The 15,955-nt window shown below is 53.1% G+C and carries 17 protein-coding genes; 4 read left to right on the top strand and 13 right to left on the bottom strand.

Annotated elements, in window-relative coordinates:
* Positions 1-71: 71 nt before the first annotated feature.
* The 3 genes from paaZ to L103DPR2_RS07545 form a co-directional block, all read right to left on the bottom strand.
* The gene (gene paaZ, locus L103DPR2_RS07555; RefSeq protein ID WP_055360467.1) at positions 72-2,117 is read right to left on the bottom strand and encodes a phenylacetic acid degradation bifunctional protein PaaZ; all 2,046 of its coding nucleotides are present in this window, start codon (positions 2,115-2,117) and stop codon (positions 72-74) included.
* Between the two features lie 152 nt (positions 2,118-2,269).
* Positions 2,270-3,115, bottom strand: a complete 846-nt coding sequence (locus L103DPR2_RS07550) for a class III extradiol dioxygenase family protein (RefSeq protein ID WP_055360466.1) — start codon at positions 3,113-3,115, stop codon at positions 2,270-2,272.
* 25 nt (positions 3,116-3,140) lie between these two features.
* Positions 3,141-3,476, bottom strand: coding sequence for a protocatechuate 4,5-dioxygenase subunit alpha (locus tag L103DPR2_RS07545; protein ID WP_055360465.1), 336 nt, complete (start codon positions 3,474-3,476; stop codon positions 3,141-3,143).
* A gap of 172 nt (positions 3,477-3,648) precedes the next feature.
* On the opposite strand from L103DPR2_RS07545, the gene soxX reads away from it, so the two are divergent.
* From soxX to soxA, 4 genes are read left to right on the top strand one after another with little or no spacing between them, the layout of a single operon-like run.
* Positions 3,649-4,020 (top strand): sulfur oxidation c-type cytochrome SoxX, encoded by a 372-nt coding sequence (soxX, locus tag L103DPR2_RS07540; RefSeq protein ID WP_082466756.1) that lies wholly within the window; start codon positions 3,649-3,651, stop codon positions 4,018-4,020.
* A 47-nt stretch (positions 4,021-4,067) separates the two neighbouring features.
* The gene (locus tag L103DPR2_RS07535; RefSeq protein ID WP_055360463.1) at positions 4,068-4,451 is read left to right on the top strand and encodes a thiosulfate oxidation carrier protein SoxY; all 384 of its coding nucleotides are present in this window, start codon (positions 4,068-4,070) and stop codon (positions 4,449-4,451) included.
* Positions 4,451-4,780, top strand: coding sequence for a thiosulfate oxidation carrier complex protein SoxZ (locus tag L103DPR2_RS07530; RefSeq protein WP_055360462.1), 330 nt, complete (start codon positions 4,451-4,453; stop codon positions 4,778-4,780). The genes L103DPR2_RS07535 and L103DPR2_RS07530 overlap by 1 nt, the downstream gene beginning before the upstream one ends.
* 30 nt (positions 4,781-4,810) lie before the next feature.
* Positions 4,811-5,569, top strand: coding sequence for a sulfur oxidation c-type cytochrome SoxA (gene soxA / locus L103DPR2_RS07525; RefSeq protein ID WP_055360461.1), 759 nt, complete (start codon positions 4,811-4,813; stop codon positions 5,567-5,569).
* Between the two features lie 36 nt (positions 5,570-5,605).
* On the opposite strand, the gene L103DPR2_RS07520 is transcribed toward soxA, so the two are convergent.
* The 10 genes from L103DPR2_RS07520 to L103DPR2_RS07475 all read right to left on the bottom strand — a co-directional run bounded on the left by L103DPR2_RS07520 (position 5,606) and on the right by L103DPR2_RS07475 (position 15,935).
* Positions 5,606-7,810 (bottom strand): xanthine dehydrogenase family protein molybdopterin-binding subunit, encoded by a 2,205-nt coding sequence (locus L103DPR2_RS07520; RefSeq protein ID WP_231717598.1) that lies wholly within the window; start codon positions 7,808-7,810, stop codon positions 5,606-5,608.
* A gap of 10 nt (positions 7,811-7,820) precedes the next feature.
* Positions 7,821-8,327, bottom strand: a complete 507-nt coding sequence (locus L103DPR2_RS07515) for a (2Fe-2S)-binding protein (protein ID WP_108254818.1) — start codon at positions 8,325-8,327, stop codon at positions 7,821-7,823.
* 165 nt (positions 8,328-8,492) lie between these two features.
* Positions 8,493-9,494 carry an aldo/keto reductase gene (locus tag L103DPR2_RS07510; RefSeq protein WP_055360459.1) on the bottom strand — a complete coding sequence of 334 codons (1,002 nt, stop codon included), beginning with the start codon at positions 9,492-9,494 and terminating at the stop codon, positions 8,493-8,495.
* Positions 9,491-10,384 carry a sugar phosphate isomerase/epimerase family protein gene (locus tag L103DPR2_RS07505; RefSeq protein ID WP_055360458.1) on the bottom strand — a complete coding sequence of 298 codons (894 nt, stop codon included), beginning with the start codon at positions 10,382-10,384 and terminating at the stop codon, positions 9,491-9,493. The genes L103DPR2_RS07510 and L103DPR2_RS07505 overlap by 4 nt, the downstream gene beginning before the upstream one ends.
* A 9-nt stretch (positions 10,385-10,393) precedes the next feature.
* On the bottom strand, positions 10,394-11,275 hold the full coding sequence (locus tag L103DPR2_RS07500) for a 4-hydroxyphenylpyruvate dioxygenase (protein WP_055360457.1): 882 nt from the start codon (positions 11,273-11,275) through the stop codon (positions 10,394-10,396).
* A 19-nt stretch (positions 11,276-11,294) separates the two neighbouring features.
* Positions 11,295-12,128 carry a shikimate dehydrogenase family protein gene (locus L103DPR2_RS07495; protein ID WP_055360456.1) on the bottom strand — a complete coding sequence of 278 codons (834 nt, stop codon included), beginning with the start codon at positions 12,126-12,128 and terminating at the stop codon, positions 11,295-11,297.
* A gap of 95 nt (positions 12,129-12,223) precedes the next feature.
* Positions 12,224-13,219: a TRAP transporter substrate-binding protein gene (locus L103DPR2_RS07490; RefSeq protein ID WP_055360455.1), complete on the bottom strand. Its 996-nt coding sequence runs from the start codon at positions 13,217-13,219 to the stop codon at positions 12,224-12,226.
* 88 nt (positions 13,220-13,307) lie between these two features.
* Positions 13,308-14,585: a TRAP transporter large permease subunit gene (locus L103DPR2_RS07485; protein ID WP_055360454.1), complete on the bottom strand. Its 1,278-nt coding sequence runs from the start codon at positions 14,583-14,585 to the stop codon at positions 13,308-13,310.
* Positions 14,586-14,615: 30 nt separating this feature from the next.
* Positions 14,616-15,143: a TRAP transporter small permease gene (locus L103DPR2_RS07480; RefSeq protein ID WP_055360453.1), complete on the bottom strand. Its 528-nt coding sequence runs from the start codon at positions 15,141-15,143 to the stop codon at positions 14,616-14,618.
* Positions 15,144-15,275: 132 nt separating this feature from the next.
* On the bottom strand, positions 15,276-15,935 hold the full coding sequence (locus L103DPR2_RS07475) for a TetR/AcrR family transcriptional regulator (protein ID WP_055360452.1): 660 nt from the start codon (positions 15,933-15,935) through the stop codon (positions 15,276-15,278).
* Between the last annotated feature and the right edge of the window lie 20 nt (positions 15,936-15,955).

Genomic DNA, 15,955 nt, shown 5'->3' with positions numbered 1-15,955 from the left:
AAATGGCCTGGATTTGCCAAGCCACGCCCTCATTAAGCCCAGAACTTGTAGGGATTTTGAAAGAACTGAAATCAGCCCTTTTTAGCCACCAAGGTCAGGATGTCGTAACTGGCGACCAACTCTTTGTCTTGGTTGGTCACTTCAACATCCCAAGCCACCACGCCCTGCCCTTGGCCATTGGCGTCCTTTTTGTTGCGGTCAATTTTGCGCTTGCAAGTCAAGCGCACTTGAATGCTGTCACCCAAGCCCACAGGTTTCACAAAGCGCAGTGTGTCCAAGCCGTAATTGGCCAAGACAGGGCCGGGCTCGGCCACCACGAACAAACCAGCCGCATCCGACAAGACCAAGTAGCCGTGCGCAATGCGTTTGCCGAAGGCAGAAGCTTTGGCGGCTTCGTCATCAAAGTGCATGTAGAACATGTCACCGGTGAGCTCACCAAATGCTTTGACATCGGCTTCACCGATCACTTTGGAAGGCGTCAACAAAGATTCGCCAATTTGCAATTCTTCAAAGTAACGCTTGAAGGGATGCGTGTCAGTTTCAATGACATTGGCACCCCGCGCATATTCGCGTGTGATGGCCGTCAACATGCTGGGGGAACCCTGCACAGCAGCGCGTTGCATCATGTGCGTCACAGCGCGAATACCGCCCAACTCCTCGCCGCCGCCCGCACGGCCAGGGCCACCGTGTTTCAAGGATGGCAAGGGGGAACCGTGTCCTGTTGATTCGCCCGCAGATTCACGATCGAGCACGTGCAAACGACCATGGTTGGCTGCCAGACGCGGCACCACTTGCGCGGCAACAGCAGGCGTCTTGGTGATCAAAGAACCCACCAAGCTGCCTTTGCCGCGCTTGGCCAAGGCCATGGCTTCTTCCATGTTGTCATAAGGCATGAGCGTGCTGACTGGACCGAATGCTTCGATGTCGTGCACGCTGTCGGTGTTCAGGGGTTGTTGGCACAACAGCAAAGTGGGCTGGAAGAAAGCGCCCTGGGCCACACCCTCACCCACCAAACTGAAATGGGCGTCGCCGCCACAAACCAGCTCTGCACTTTGGCGCAGCATGGCCACGCGCTCAGCGACGTCCGATTGTTGTGATTTGGAAGCCAAGGCGCCCATCTTCACGCCTTCCACAGAAGGATCGCCCACCACCACTTTAGACAAACGTGCTTTGATTTTTTCAGCCACGGCATCCAAATGTTTGCGAGGCACGATGGCACGGCGAATGGCGGTGCATTTTTGGCCCGCTTTGACCGTCATTTCGCGCACCACTTCTTTGACGAACAAATCGAATTCTTCGTCATCAGGCGACACGTCGTCAGCCAAGATGGCGCAGTTCAATGAGTCCGCTTCTGCGTTGAAAGGAATGCTGTTGCGCACGATGTTGGCATTGACGCGCAACTTGGCCGCCGTGTCCGCAGAGCCGGTGAAGGTCACCACATCTGCCACGTCCAAGCGATCGAGCAAATCACCCGTGCTGCCAACGACCAACTGCAAAGCACCCTTGGGCAAGATGCCGGATTGGTCAATCATGCGAACCAAGGCTTCTGTGAGGTAGCTGGTGGCGGTGGCAGGCTTGCCGATGCAGGGCATCCCTGCCAAAAAGGTGGGTGCGAATTTTTCCAACAAACCCCACACAGGAAAATTGAAAGCATTGATGTGAACAGCAACGCCGCCACGGGGCACCAAGATATGGGTGCCAGCAAAAGTGTTCTTCTTACCCAAAGATGCGACGGGGCCTTCGTGAATCAAATTGCCACTGGGCAATTCGCTGGCTGCCATGCCGGCGTAGGCAAACAAAGTGCCAGTACCGCCTTCAATGTCAACCCAAGAGTCAATGCGGGTTGCACCGGTATGGGCCGAGATGGCATACAGCTCTTCTTTGCGTTCGCCCAAGTATTTGGCCAATGCGCGCAGTGCAGCGGCGCGTTGCTGGAAGTCCATGGCCAACATGCCTTGCAGGCCTGTGGTACGACCATAGTGCAGAGCCTCTGCAAAATCCAGGCGCTCGGCGTGGGCGAAGGCCACTTCTTGGCCATTGATGGCGCTGTGCAAGGCTTGCGCAGCTTGTTGACCGACCCAGCGGCCGGCGACAAAACTCTGGAGAACGGTGGTCATAAGCGGTGCGCCTAAAGGCGGTGGGTAAACAGAGAGGAAACATGCAGTAGGAAACCAGTCAGATAATTAACCAACCGCACGGACTGGAAATATTATGCATGTTTCCATGTTTTTAGGCGACACTCAAAAATACGGGTTAACCCGTATTTTCCTCAATCCACAGAAAACGCCATCAGACCTGTGGCCGTATTGGAGATGGGGATGTGGTAGTTGCGATGCACTTCACGAACCCGGCCCGAAGCGCTGCTTAACGCGGCACGCATGGCCAGCCACATCAAGAGTTCCACGCCCTGAGTACCCGTTTTCTCAACCAGCTGCAAGGTATTGAACTGCGTGGCCCATTCGGGATTGCTGACCAAGCTGTCCATGAACTCCAAATCAAAGGCCTTGTTGATGAAGCCAGCTCGCTCGCCGTCCAGCTGATGGCTTAAACCGCCAGAGGCCACCACCGCCACCTTGTGATCAGAGGGCCATTGCGCAATGGCTTCACCGACAGCTTTGCCCAACGCATACACCCGCTTGGCCGATGGCAAAGGAAACTGAACCGTGTTGATGCAAATGGGCACCACTTGAACAGGGCAAGGACCATCAGGCCAGAACAACTTCAAGGGCAAGGTGCACGCATGGTCCACCAGCATTTCTTGGCAGGTGGTGACATCAAAGTCATGGGCCACCAAGTGATTGATCAAATGCCATGACAGGGCCGTATTGCCTTGGAATGGTGGCAAGGTTGGAATGCCCCAGCCTTCGTCTGCATTGTTGTACTGCGCGGCTGCGCCGACTGCGAACGTCGGCATTTTGTCCAGGAAAAAATTCAAACCATGGTCGTTGTAGAACACCACCACCACGTCAGGCTTTGCATTTTTTAGCCAATTTTGCACCGGTGGATAGCCATCGAAAAAAGGCTTCCAATATGGTTCTTGCTGAATACCTTTGTGGATAGCGCTGCCAATGGCGGGAATGTGAGATGTGGCCAAGCCACCCATGAGTTTTGCCATGCTGTTACTCCGAATGGATTTGCTGTTAGTCGTTTGCAGCTGCGCGCAATTTGGCTTGAAACGCCTCTTTGGTCATGCCCGTTTGTTGCGCACCAATGTCTTGCATGTCCAGACCAAAGATGCCGGCAAACTTGGCCAAGTAATACGCATTGCCACCTGCAGCGATGAGTCTCAAGACTTGTTTTGAACGAATGGCCTCGGCCTGTTCCGCATTCAGGGCGTAGCTGCGCATGTAGGCTTCAGGGTCTTCTACAAAGGCTTTTCTGTTGTCGGCCGAATTGAAAGAAAAGCACATTTTGTTCAGCGCATAGCCCTTTTGGGCTTGTTCTCCGTCAAAGGGGGTGGTTCCTAGGATGGCCATTGTTCAATCCTTTCTGCTGGCACAAGTTCAGACACTGATGCGGCCCTTCCGCTTCATGTTGACAAGCTTTTTGTTTGTACCAGTTCACCTTCTGACAAAAACTGATCTATGTCATGTATCACTTTGATTGCCACTTTTTAAAACCTGCCAATGACCATGACACAATGCCCTGATGAAATGCTTTCTACTTTGCATGTCGGTGAGCCTCAGCCCAGCCATGGCCTTGGCGGAGGCCTCTCCGGCCAGATCCGCTGGCTTTGAGATCATGACCTCGCGACAAACAGGCAATTGCATCGCTTGCCATGCGTTGCCAGGGGTAGAGGGCTTGGTCAGCACCTTCGGCCCTTCTCTCCAAGGTGTGGCACGCAAGTGGAACCGTGCTGAACTGACGCAATGGGTGAAAGATGCCCGGCAGATGAACCCGCAAACCCTCATGCCGCCGTTTGGCGCAACGGAGGGTCTGACAAAAGCTAACCCACCCCGTGCCATCTTGTCCGATGCGCAAATTTCCGAGGTGGTGGATACTTTGCAATCATGGCAATAAACACACCCTCCCTTTGCGGGACTGTTAATTCGCAACGTCGAACCGGTATGCTGTGGGCCGCCGGCGCATGGCTGCTGACGACGCAGCAGCGGGCATCGGCTGCACCCATGACAGAACTGCCAAGCGAAGGCATTGAATTGGTATTTCCGCGGCTGGCCGATACCGGCAATGCCGTGCCACTGCAAGCCAACATCCGCGCACCCGAAGGTACTTTCTTGAAATCACTGCGTGTGATCTTGCCGGAGAACCCCAACCCTCTGGCCTTGCATCTGAAACTGCACGGTGAACCGCAAAGCTACCTGCTCAACACGCGGCTGCGTCTTGCCGCCAGCCAATCGGTATGGGTCTTGGCGACCTTCAGCAACGGGCTCGAGCGCGCCAACAGCGCACCCACCGTGATTACGTCGACCGCTTGCTTGGACGACTCCTGATGAGCAACCCCATTCTGACCCGATTGGCCTTTGCAGGTCCTCTGAAAGCAGGCGCCACCCTAGAGGCACGCTGGTCTGCCGCACACCCCATGGACTCTGGTTTTCGGGTGGACGACTCAGGCCGCAAAATTCAGCGCAACATCATTCACACCGTCAAAGTGTTGCTCAACGACCAGTTGATCTTGGAAGCAGAGTTGGGCACCGCCATGACCTCGCCTGTGTACTTGGCATTTCCTGTGCAAGTTCCTGCGGGTGGTGGTCTGGTGCGCGTGCTCTGGCTCGATGACTCAGGCCAAGCCGGTGAAACCGTCCAGCGCTTGGTGGTCTGAAGCATGGTGAGGTGTCGCTTGAGCTTGCGAATGGCCTTTGCGTTTCTTGCCATGGTGCCACTCGTTCTGAATGCACAAACGCTGCCGCCTGCACAGCGCAGTGGCAATGCCTTCTTAAGCCCTGAGTTGCGGGCGATGCAAAACGATGCAACGCGTAACCCGGTTCAATTGTGGTTAGAACAAGGCCGCACCTTATGGGGCGCAGTCGACCAGCCCAACTCGTGTTTTCAATGCCATGGCGATGTTCAAAACATGAAGGCAGTGGCGACGCGCTTTCCAAAATGGTCGCCCTCCAAACAACAGTTGATCAATTTGGAAGATCAAATATTGGATTGTGCGCAGCGCAGTGGCAAACCCATGAAGGGTCTAGAGAATCCAGATGTTTTGGCCTTGAGTGCCCTCTTGCACGAAAGCAGCCAAGGCATGCCCTACCAAGTCACAGCAACGCCGGGCGATGCATCGCAATGGCAAAACGCACTGAACCAAGGCGCCGCGCAATTCACCACGCGCATGGGACGCATGAATTTGGCCTGCACGCATTGTCATGATTTGAGCATTGGCAAACAAATGCGCGCCGACGTGATTTCACCCGGACATCCCACTGGCTTTCCCATTTTCAAAATGAGCTGGCAAAGCATGGGCTCGATTGACCGTCGCCTGCGCGCCTGCTTCTCTGGCGTGCAAGCCGACGTGCCCGCGCCAGGCAGCCAAGCGCTGCGTCAACTGGAGTTGTTTCTCAAAATGCGCGCGCAAGGACTGCCCGTCGATGGGCCTTCCTTGAGACGGTGATGAGGGTCGCTTCCAATGAAGGAAGCGACCTAGGCCTTAGACAAATGTGAGGCCCGCATTTTTCAGCGGCAAATCACGAACGGGTTTGCCTGTTGCTGCAAAAATAGCGTTCATGACAGCAGGTGCCACCACGCAAATGGTGGGCTCGCCCACGCCACCCCAGAAGTCGTAAGTGGGCACCAAGACCGTTTCGACCTTGGGCATTTGGCCCATGCGCAGCAAGGGGTAAGTGTCAAAATTGGTTTGCTGAATACGGCCATTCTCAACCGTGCATTCACCAAAGAATGTGGCACTGAGGCCCATCGCCACACCGCCCTCAACTTGTGCAGCCACTTGGTGCGGATTGACAAAGTGACCCGCATTGGTGGCGAGCACCATGCGCAGAACTTTGACTTCACCGCGAGGACTGACGGTGACCTCGGCCACCGCAGCGGAATAAGCACCATAGCCCATGAACTGGGCAATACCGCGGAATACGCCTTTTGGCAAAGGTTTGCCCCAATCGCCTTTTTCTGCAGCGGCATTCAGGACCTGCAAATGCTTGGGGTGATTTTTCATCAGTGACTGACGGAAAGCCAGTGAATCTTTGCCTGCCGCTTTGGCCACTTCTTCAATGAAGCACTCCATGTACACACCATTTTGATTGGTGTTCACACCGCGCCAAGGGCCTACAGGGACGTGGGTGTTTCGAATGGCGTATTCAGTGAGCAAGTTGGGAATGGTGTAACCCAGTTGCGCTTCGCCCGGTTCTTTCCAGAAGCCCTGCAATTGGCGTTCGTCTTTGCCATCTTTGATGGCAGAAGGATTGACCCATGCGTTGATGGATTGACCCGAAGAACGCAAGGTCAGGCCCACCAAATTGCCTTTGTCATCCAAGCCAGCGGTCATGTGACACTGCGACAAGGGACGGTAGAAGTCATGTGCTTGATCTTCCTCACGGCTCCAAATCATTTTGATGGGCGTGCCTGGAAATTGTTTGGCAATTTTGACTGCTTGCGACACGTAATCTTGTTGACCACCCTTGCGACCAAATGCGCCACCCAAATCGGTGACGTAGACATCGCACTTCTCCAAAGGCAAACCCGATGTCTCTGCCAACACGGCCAAAGAGGCTTCTGCATTTTGGGTAGGTGCCCATACTTCTGCGCGATCCGCTGTGACGCGCGCTGTGCAGTTCATCGGCTCCATCGGTGCATGCGCTAAGAATGGCGTGCTGTACGTGGCCTCTACTTTTTTGACGGCATTGGCCACCGCCGCAATGGCATCGCCTTCTTTGCGGCCTGCATAGTTGCCTGGTGCTGTCAGGCCCTCTTTCAAATGGGCGGCAATCAATGCGCTGTTGACTTTGGCATGCGGACCTTCATCCCACACAATGGGCAACTGGGCCAGCGCATTTTTGGCGCGCCACCATGTATCGGCCACCACTGCCACCGTCGTGGCATCCACGCGCACCACGGATTTAACGCCGCGCAAAGATTTGACTTTGCTGTCATCAAAGCTGACCAACTTGCCACCAAAAACGGGACAGTCCATGACGGCAGCGCACAGCATACCGTCAAGCTTGACGTCAATGCCGTAGATTTTTTTGCCATTGAGTTTGTCGCTGGTGTCCAAACGGCGAATGGACTTGCCTGCAATTTTCCAAGTTCGAGGATCTTTCAACACCATCGACTTGGCATCGGGCACGGGCAACTTGGCCGCAGCAGCAGCCACTTTGCCGTAAGTGGTTTTTCGACCCGATGCAGCGTGCGTGATGACGCTGTTGGCAACTGTCAATTCTGAGACAGCCACAGACCATTCATTGGCAGCGGCTTGCATCAACATGGTTCGTGCCACAGCACCACCGCGGCGCACGTAGTCATGCGACATGCGAATGCCGCGACTGCCACCAGTGCTCATGTCACCCCATGCGCGCTTGCGTTTCAAGTTTTGTCCAGGCGTTGGGGACTCCGTGGTCACTTTGCGCCAATCGCACTCAAGCTCTTCGGCGACCAACTGGGCCAAACCCGTGCGTGTGCCCTGCCCCATTTCGGAGCGAACAATGCGAATGACGCAGGTGTCGTCGGGTTTGACCAAGACCCAAATGCCGACTTCAGGTGAAGCGTCAGTGGCTTGCGCCATGGCCTCCTGGTTTGCAAAAATATTCATACCCAGGGCCAGTCCACCGCCTGCCATGGCGGAAGTTCCCAGCATGAAACGGCGGCGCGACAATGGCGCCATTGAATTTGAAATTGAATTCATGGTGCTCGCCTTAAACTTTGATTTGCTGAACCAAGGCACTGACTTCATCAGCATCCATTTTGGGTAATTTGCGGGTGCCGGCGGCCACATGAATGGCCTCGCGGATGCGTTGGTAGGTGCCGCAGCGACAGATGTTGGTCATGACCTCATCGATGTCTTTGTCGGTGGGTTTTGGTTTGCGTTTCAACAATGACGAAGCCGCCATGATTTGCCCAGATTGGCAATAGCCGCACTGCGGCACATCCACTTGGGCCCAAGCCTTTTGCACAGGGTGACTGCTGTTGGCAGACAAACCTTCAATGGTGGTGATTTTTCGGCCCGTCATGGCAGAGCCTGGAATTGAGCAAGAACGAATGGCTTGGCCATCGACGTGGACCGTACAAGCACCACACTGGGCAATGCCGCAGCCAAATTTGGTGCCTGTGAGGCCGAGGACTTCTCGAATGACCCACAACAAGGGCATCTCTGGCTCCGCGTCCACTTTTTGGACTTTGCCGTTCACATTAAGGGAATACATGCGCATCTCCTGAAATTGGATGGTGATATGACCATTCTTGCATTCTGCAGTCTTGGCTTTGACCTGCTCTCTGATGGGGCTGAGTTTTTTTCACAAAAAAAAAGAGGCCGAAGCCTCTTTGCGGGTATGTACTCATTTTCATAACTCAAGACTCATGAAAGTTTCTTAAAACACCTCGGTGTCCACCTCTGAATTGGCTTGGGCGTTGTAACGACTGCCATGGACAGTTTTCTCATTGATGAGCGCCTCGAGTTTGGCCATCATGTCCGAACCCAATTGAATGTTCACGGCACCCAAATCGTCCAGTAAATGCTGCTCACTGGTAGTGCCAGGAATAGGAATGATGTGCGGCGCTTTGTGCAGCAACCAAGCCAATGCCAGTTGCGCTGTTGAGCAACCGACCTCATTCGCCAACTGTTGGTAGGGCGCGAAGAGTTTGAAGTTGGCCGCGTAATTTTCTGCCGTGAAACGCGGCATGGATTTGCGGATGTCTTTGGCATCCAAGCCTTGAATGTCAAGCGGTCCACACAAGAAACCCCTGGCCACAGGACTGAAGGCAACAAAGGCTGTACCCAACTCTTCGCAAGCTTTGAGAACCGCTATTTCCGGGTTGCGTGTCCACAGGGAATACTCTGTTTGTACCGCTGCAATGGGATGCACGGCATGGGCTTTGCGTAGCGTGCTGGCCGATACTTCTGACAAGCCAATGCTTTGAATTTTGCCTTGACGAACCAAATCGCTGAGGGCACCTACGCTGTCCTCAATGGGTACTTTTTTGTCCCAACGGTGCAGGTAATACAAATCAATGACATCGGTTTGAAGTCGCTTGAGTGCCTCTTCACACGTCTTGCGAATGGTTTCGGGACGACCATCAATGACACGCACCAATTTGCCATCACCGTTGACATCGACACCGGTCATGCCACATTTGCTGGCCAGGGTGAATTTCTGACGGTGAGATTTCAGCACCTTGCCCACCAAAGTTTCATTGGCACCAAAGCCATACAAAGCAGCCGTATCAAACAAGGTGACGCCTGAATCCAAGGCCGTCAACAACACCTTTTCTGCTTGTGCTTCCGAGACTGGCGCGCCATAGGCATGGCTCAGGTTCATACAACCCAAGCCAATTTCACTGACTTGGAAGGGACCGAGTTTTCTGTTTTTCATACGCTGACCTTTTGTGAGGATTGAGCCCATGCGGGCAAGGGTGCTGAGCGGTGCAAGACATCTTGGTGCAACCAAGTGGCACTTTTGCGCGCACGCTCGGCCACGATGTCCAATGGCAATTGTTGGTAGTCGTCGTTGAAGACCTCGAAGCTGTAGTCGCCTCGATAGCCAATGCGCTCAAGGCGCAAAACCAAATCGGCCAACTGATCACTGTGCACGCCCTCCCCCGGAAACACACGGAAGGTGCGGGCTGTGGTCATGCGCTCTTCAAACGAAGGCGTTTCGTTCCACATGAAATCGGACAGCTGCGCAAGGTAAATGCGATCAGGGTCTATGTCTTCAATGGCATCAAGTGAAGTCTTGGCTGCAAAGATGTGAAATGAGTCAATGCCAATGCCCAAGTTGGGGCAGTCTGCACGGCAAACCACATCCCAACTGGTGGTGAATTCGTTGACGGTACGCCCCCAAGACAAACCTTCGTAGGCCACCTTGATGCCCAAGGGAATGGCCATCATGGCGAGCTTTTTCAAATCCTTGGCAATGAGGTCCAAATCGTCTGTGGCATGGCGTGATGTTGATGAGCAAGCCAGCAACACTTTGCTGCCCGTTGCGGCGCACATTTCCAACATGGATTTGGCAATGTCAACTTTGTAGCTGTGCAAATGGCCAGACAGACCTTCAAAGTCTCGCAGCACCTGAAACCCGGTGGGGCGCAAGCCACTGTCTTGAACAGCTTTGACTGCGGCTTTCACACCCCCTGGATGACCCACCAAATCTCGCGCCATCAGCATGACCTGAGAGAAACCCACACTTTTCATGGCTTCTAATTTAGCCTCGAGTGGGCCAGCCATCGTGATGGTGTCCATGCCATAACCGTCCAGCATATTCATGGCAACTCCTTAAGTCGATTGATGAACCAGCTCAAAGGACACCGAGCCCAAGGCACTGCGCGTGAGGGCACCCCGATCTTCAGGATGCAACTCTTTGGACTCAACAAATTCAACACCGTTGGCTTTGAGCGTTTTAACAGCCTGTGCCACGTCTTTCACGCCAAAGCCAATGCGCTTGAGAGACTCAGGCGAATCATCAACTTCCATCCAGGGATCGGGTTCAATGAGCTGCCAGAGAAACTGGCCGCAAGGGCTCTTCATCAATTTGCCTTTAGGCAAGATGCCAAAGCGCTCCTCATCGGGAATGACACTGAAGTCAAACATGTGTTCGTAGTAGGCCAGCCAGTCTTCACTGCGTGATGCGCCAATGTACTGCACCACACCAAAGTAGCTCATGTCAGCCACAGCCATGGGATGCTGATCGACCGTGGGAATAGGTTTGAAATCGATGTCGTAAATGGAAAATTCTTGCCAACGATCAACAAAGTAATAGCGCGTGCCGCCAGGACCATGAATGGCTGGAATGTGCAGTTCCATGGCCTGCGCATGGCTGGCCACTGACCAAGCACCCAAATCAATGCAACGGGTGTGCGCCTTCAGCGCATCTTGCACTCGAAATGCCACCGCAGAAATTTCGGCTTGACCATCGGCTGTGGCACTGACGCGCGCATCATCAGGGTTGGCGTTGACCACCAAGTTCATGCCGCCTTGGCGATACAAAGTGACCTCACGTGAACGGTGACGGGCAATGGGCCGGAAGCCCATCGACTCCAACACCTGACCTAAAGCTTGAGGACGATTGGTGGCGTACTCAATGAACTCAATGCCTTGAATGCCCAAACGGTTGGGCATTTCTGGAACGGCTTCGCGGTCAGCTGTGCGTAAATTCATGGCTCACTCCCCTTTTCTTTCAGCCCAAACGGGCCACACTGCGCAAGACGTTGGCGGTGCTTGTCTTGAACCCGAAGTATTCCAGATAAGCAGGAATTTGTTCAAACAACATGTCTGAACCCACTTGAACCCGGCAGCCTCTTTGTTGTGCCGCCAGCAAGAACGCCGTCATCTCTGTGCGCATAACCACCTCACCCACAAATGTCTCAGGCGCAATGCGCGAAACGTCCATTGGCAAAGGGTCGCCCTCGTTCATGCCCATGGGGGTTGCATTCACAACCAAGTCATGGCCATCAGGGTCATTGGAACCTGTCTTGACTTGGATGTGTGGATATTCGTTCACAAGCCGCTGTGCCAAGCCCTCACATGCGGATGTATTGACATCAAACAAACTGATGGCAGCAATTTTTTCAGCAGCCAGTGATGCGGCAATGGCTGAGCCAACACCGCCCGTGCCGACCACCAAGACGCTTTTGCCAATCAGCTTAAATCCTTTCCGTTGAATGCCGCGAACAAAGCCTGCGCCATCAAACATGTCACCGACCAAGCGCCCTTGCGCATCGCGTTTAACGGCATTGCATGCGCCGGCCACTTTGACGGTAGGCGTCACTTCGTCCAGAAGGTCTACGGTACTCACCTTGTGCGGCATGGTGATCAATGCACCTCGGATGTTGGTCAACTCGAACACCGACTTTAAAAATGCAGGGTAATGCGCAGCCTGGCAACCCATGGGCACCACCAATGCGTTGATGCCCTCTTTCTCAAAGTAAGGGTTGTAAATCAGGGGTGATTTGAAGCTGTGCGTTGGATAGCCAATGTGGGCGATCAACTCTGTGTTGCCGTCAATGTTCATGATCTAGAAGTAAAAATGCGAAGCCTCAAGACACGCTAAGAGGCTTCGCATGGGGACTGCCAATAAGGTCTTAGAAGGACCTGAACTGCTGAAAATTATTTGCGCAGCTTGGCCAATTCAGCTTGCAATTCAGCAACCGTGCCGGCAATCGCCTCACCGTGCTTGGCAATGACAGGCTTCATCTTGTCGCGCAAGATGGCCATTTCAGAAGCAGGCAGCGTTGTGATTTGCATGCCATTTTTGCGCAGGTTGTCTGTGATGCTGGCAGACAAGTTACGCGACTGTGTGCGCTGGTGCTTGGTCGCCTCGACCATGGCATCTTCCATGATTTTCTTTTCTGCCGATGTCAGACCATCCCAGAATTTTTTGCTCATTAGCACAGACTGTGGGTTGTATTGGTGATTGCTCAAGACCATGTGCTTTTGCACTTCGTACAACTTGGCAGAGTTGATCGTAGCCACTGGGTTTTCTTGACCGTCCACAGCGCCCTGCTCCAAGGCGGCGTACAACTCAGGAAATGGCAGTGGCGTTGGATTAGCGCCTAAAGCTTTCACCCAGTCAACGTTGATGGCGTTGGGAATCACGCGCAGTTTCAAGCCTTCGATGTCAGAGACTTTGTTGATGGCGCGCTTGCCATTGGTCAGGTTCCTGAAACCCAATTCAAAATAGCCCAAAGCGATAATGCCTTTGTCGGCCAATTTGGCGTGCATTTTTTTACCAAAGGGACCGTCTACCACTGCATCGGCTTCAGCCGCGTTGGCAAACATGAAGGGGAAGTCAAACACTTCAAAGTCTTTCACTTGGCTGGCCAAAATGCCAGAGTTCAAAGACACCATTTCAAGTGCGCCACCTTGAATAGCCGACACGTTGGCTTGGTCACTGCCCAAGGTGCCACCTGGGAACAAATTGACTTTGATCTTGCCGCCAGATTTGCTCTCCACAACTTCTTTGAATTTTTCCATGCCCAAGACAACGGGGTGACCCGCAGCATTTTGGTTGGCAAACTTGATGGTTTTCTCTTGTGCAGAGGCTACGCCCATGGCTGCCAAGGCCACCGCGGCCAAGACAGTCTTGATCAAAACACGTTTCATGTCAGTGTCTCCTGATGAATTGAATGGTCGTACGCCGAACAAGGATTCCAAAGTCTGGCGTACCCGAACAGACTGTGGAAAGAAAAAATCAATAAAACCAGCGCGCTGGCACCATCACCAAAGCAGGCCAAGCCACCATGGCAAACATGATGGCAAATTGCGCCACCATGAAAGGCATCACACCGCGTGTTACTTCGTCCATGCTGACCTTGCCAACGCCCGCAACGGCATTCAGCACAGTCCCAACAGGAGGTGTGATCAAACCAATGGCGTTGTTGATGATGAACAACACACCAAAATAAACAGGGTCTATACCTGCTGCTTTGACAACAGGCATCAGCACAGGTGTCAACAACAGAATGGTTGGCGTCATGTCAAGTGCCGTGCCCACTACCATGGTGATAACCATGATGGTGAACATCAGCAGACGGGGGCTGTCCAGCAAAGGTTGCAACAATGCAATCAATTCAGCGGGCAGATTGGCCACCGTGATCAACCAAGCCGACACCATGGCAGCGGCCACCAAGAACATCACAATGGCACTGGTTTTGGCAGCGGACACAAACAGCGGCACCATGGTTTTGAAATTCAGTTCTTTGTAAATGAAGACTGAAATCAACAAGGCGTACATGGCGGCGACCACAGCAGCTTCAGTGGGCGTGAAAACTCCAAACTTCAAGCCAAAGACCACGATCAAGGGCAGGACCAAGGCCCATGTTGCTTGACGCATGGCTACACTGATTTCAGCCATGGATTTGCGGGGTGGCACTTGCACCACTTCTTTGCGCGCCAACCACCACCAAGTGACCCACAAAGATGCACCCAGCAAGACGCCCGGGACAATACCGGCCATGAACAATTTGGAAATTGACACATTGCCTGCCACGCCAAAAATGACAAAGCCAATGCTTGGCGGAATGACAGGCGCAATGATGCCGGCAGAAGCAATCAAACCCGCAGATCGCGCACGGTCATGACCCGCAGCCACCATCATGGGCAAAAGCAATGAAGCCAGCGCAGCCGCATCGGCCACGGCAGAACCAGACAAGGCAGCCATGATGACAGCGGCCATGATGGTGACGTACCCCAAGCCACCTTTGATGTGACCTACGCAGGCCATGGCAAAGTTCACGATGCGGCGAGACAAACCACCCGCATTCATGATTTCACCTGCCAACATGAAGAAAGGCACTGCTAGCAGCGGAAAGCTGTTGGAGCCTTCGATCAAGTTTTGCGCCAATATTTGTGCATCAAACATGTTGAGGTGGACCATCAGGGCCACACCGCAAATGAGCAAAGAAAAAGCAATGGGCACGCCGAGAGCCATCGCGCCCAGCAAGGAAAGGACAAATACAGCAATGGTCATTTGAATGTTTCTCTGTCTTTTGGGGCTGGTTCAGCGGGTTTCGCCATGTGGCGCATCTTCAGACTCTTGGAACATCATCAACTCTTCTTCCTTCATCTGGCCCGTGATCAATTTGATGAAATCAAGCGCAATCAAAAGGCCGCCCAACACCGCAAAAATGATGCCTGGGAAGTAAACCCAGCTCATCGAGACTTCCATCACAGCACTGGTACTGGTCCAGTTGATGATGGCTTGTTCAGATGCGCCTTTGAACAACAGCCAGCAGCACATCAACATGAGAAATTGCGACAAGCCCATGCAGATTTTTTTCCCGAATGGGCCAAGGCGCCCCACCAGCATGTCAGTTCCTAAGTGCTCATGCGTTCGCAGCGCCACCACGGCGCCCAAGAAAGTCATCCACACAAACAACCAACGCGACAACTCTTCTGACAAGGTAATGCCGGAGTTAAATCCATAGCGAAGCAACACATTGCCAAAAACCAATACCACCATGGCGGCCATGAATGCCGCAATCAAATATTCAATGGCCTTGCATGTGATGTCCATAAAACGAGTCATCTGCGAATTCCTAAAATGGGCTCAACCCATAATGTACGAACTAGTTAGTTTTTATTGATAAGTAGTTACCCTTAGTTTGTGAAAAACTTGGGCTTGCCTGTAGCGATCAAAGAACTTGAGTAAGCGCTCTGTTTATGCGCAAACGTAACTGACCATCATGTCGATCACTTGCGCTTTTTTCAAAGTCTGGGCCTTACCTTGCGGCGATTTGCTTTTAAAGATCAAACCAAAGGTGTGCTGATTCGACACATTGAAAAATGTCAAAGCAGAAATGGCAGAGTGAATTTCAAGCGGCGTCAGGTTTTTCTTAAAGACGCCCTTCTTCACACCACGGTTGTACAAGTCCTGAATGGTTTGGAGTGCTGAGCCATTGAGCTTTTGAATTTCTTTGCTTTGTGCCAGGTATTCACCACGGTGCACGTTCTCACTCATCACAAGACGAATGAATTCTTCGTTGCTTTGGTGGTGATCGTAGGTGAACTCCACCAAGCGCCGAAGCGCAGCTTCTGGTGACAAATCATTCAGATGCAGATCGGCTTCAATTTGTCGCATGCGTCCATAGGCAGCCTCCAAGACCGCCACATACAAGCCTTCTTTGCTACCGAAGTAGTAGTAGATCATGCGCTTGCTGGTACTGGTGGCCGCCGCTATTTCATCAATTCGAGCGCCTGCAAGGCCTTTGTCGGCAAATTCGGTGGTGGCGACGCGCAAGATTTCGGCCATGGTCCTTTCGGGATCATTGGTTCTTGGCGTGCTGGTTTTGCGTGAGGCTGAAGTGGTTGAAGTCGTCATTTGATCAATGTACCGTTTGG

The organism is Limnohabitans sp. 103DPR2 (assembly GCF_001412575.1).
Classification (GTDB): Bacteria; Pseudomonadota; Gammaproteobacteria; order Burkholderiales; family Burkholderiaceae_C; genus Limnohabitans_A.
This window is presented reverse-complemented; position numbering and strand designations above follow the sequence as displayed.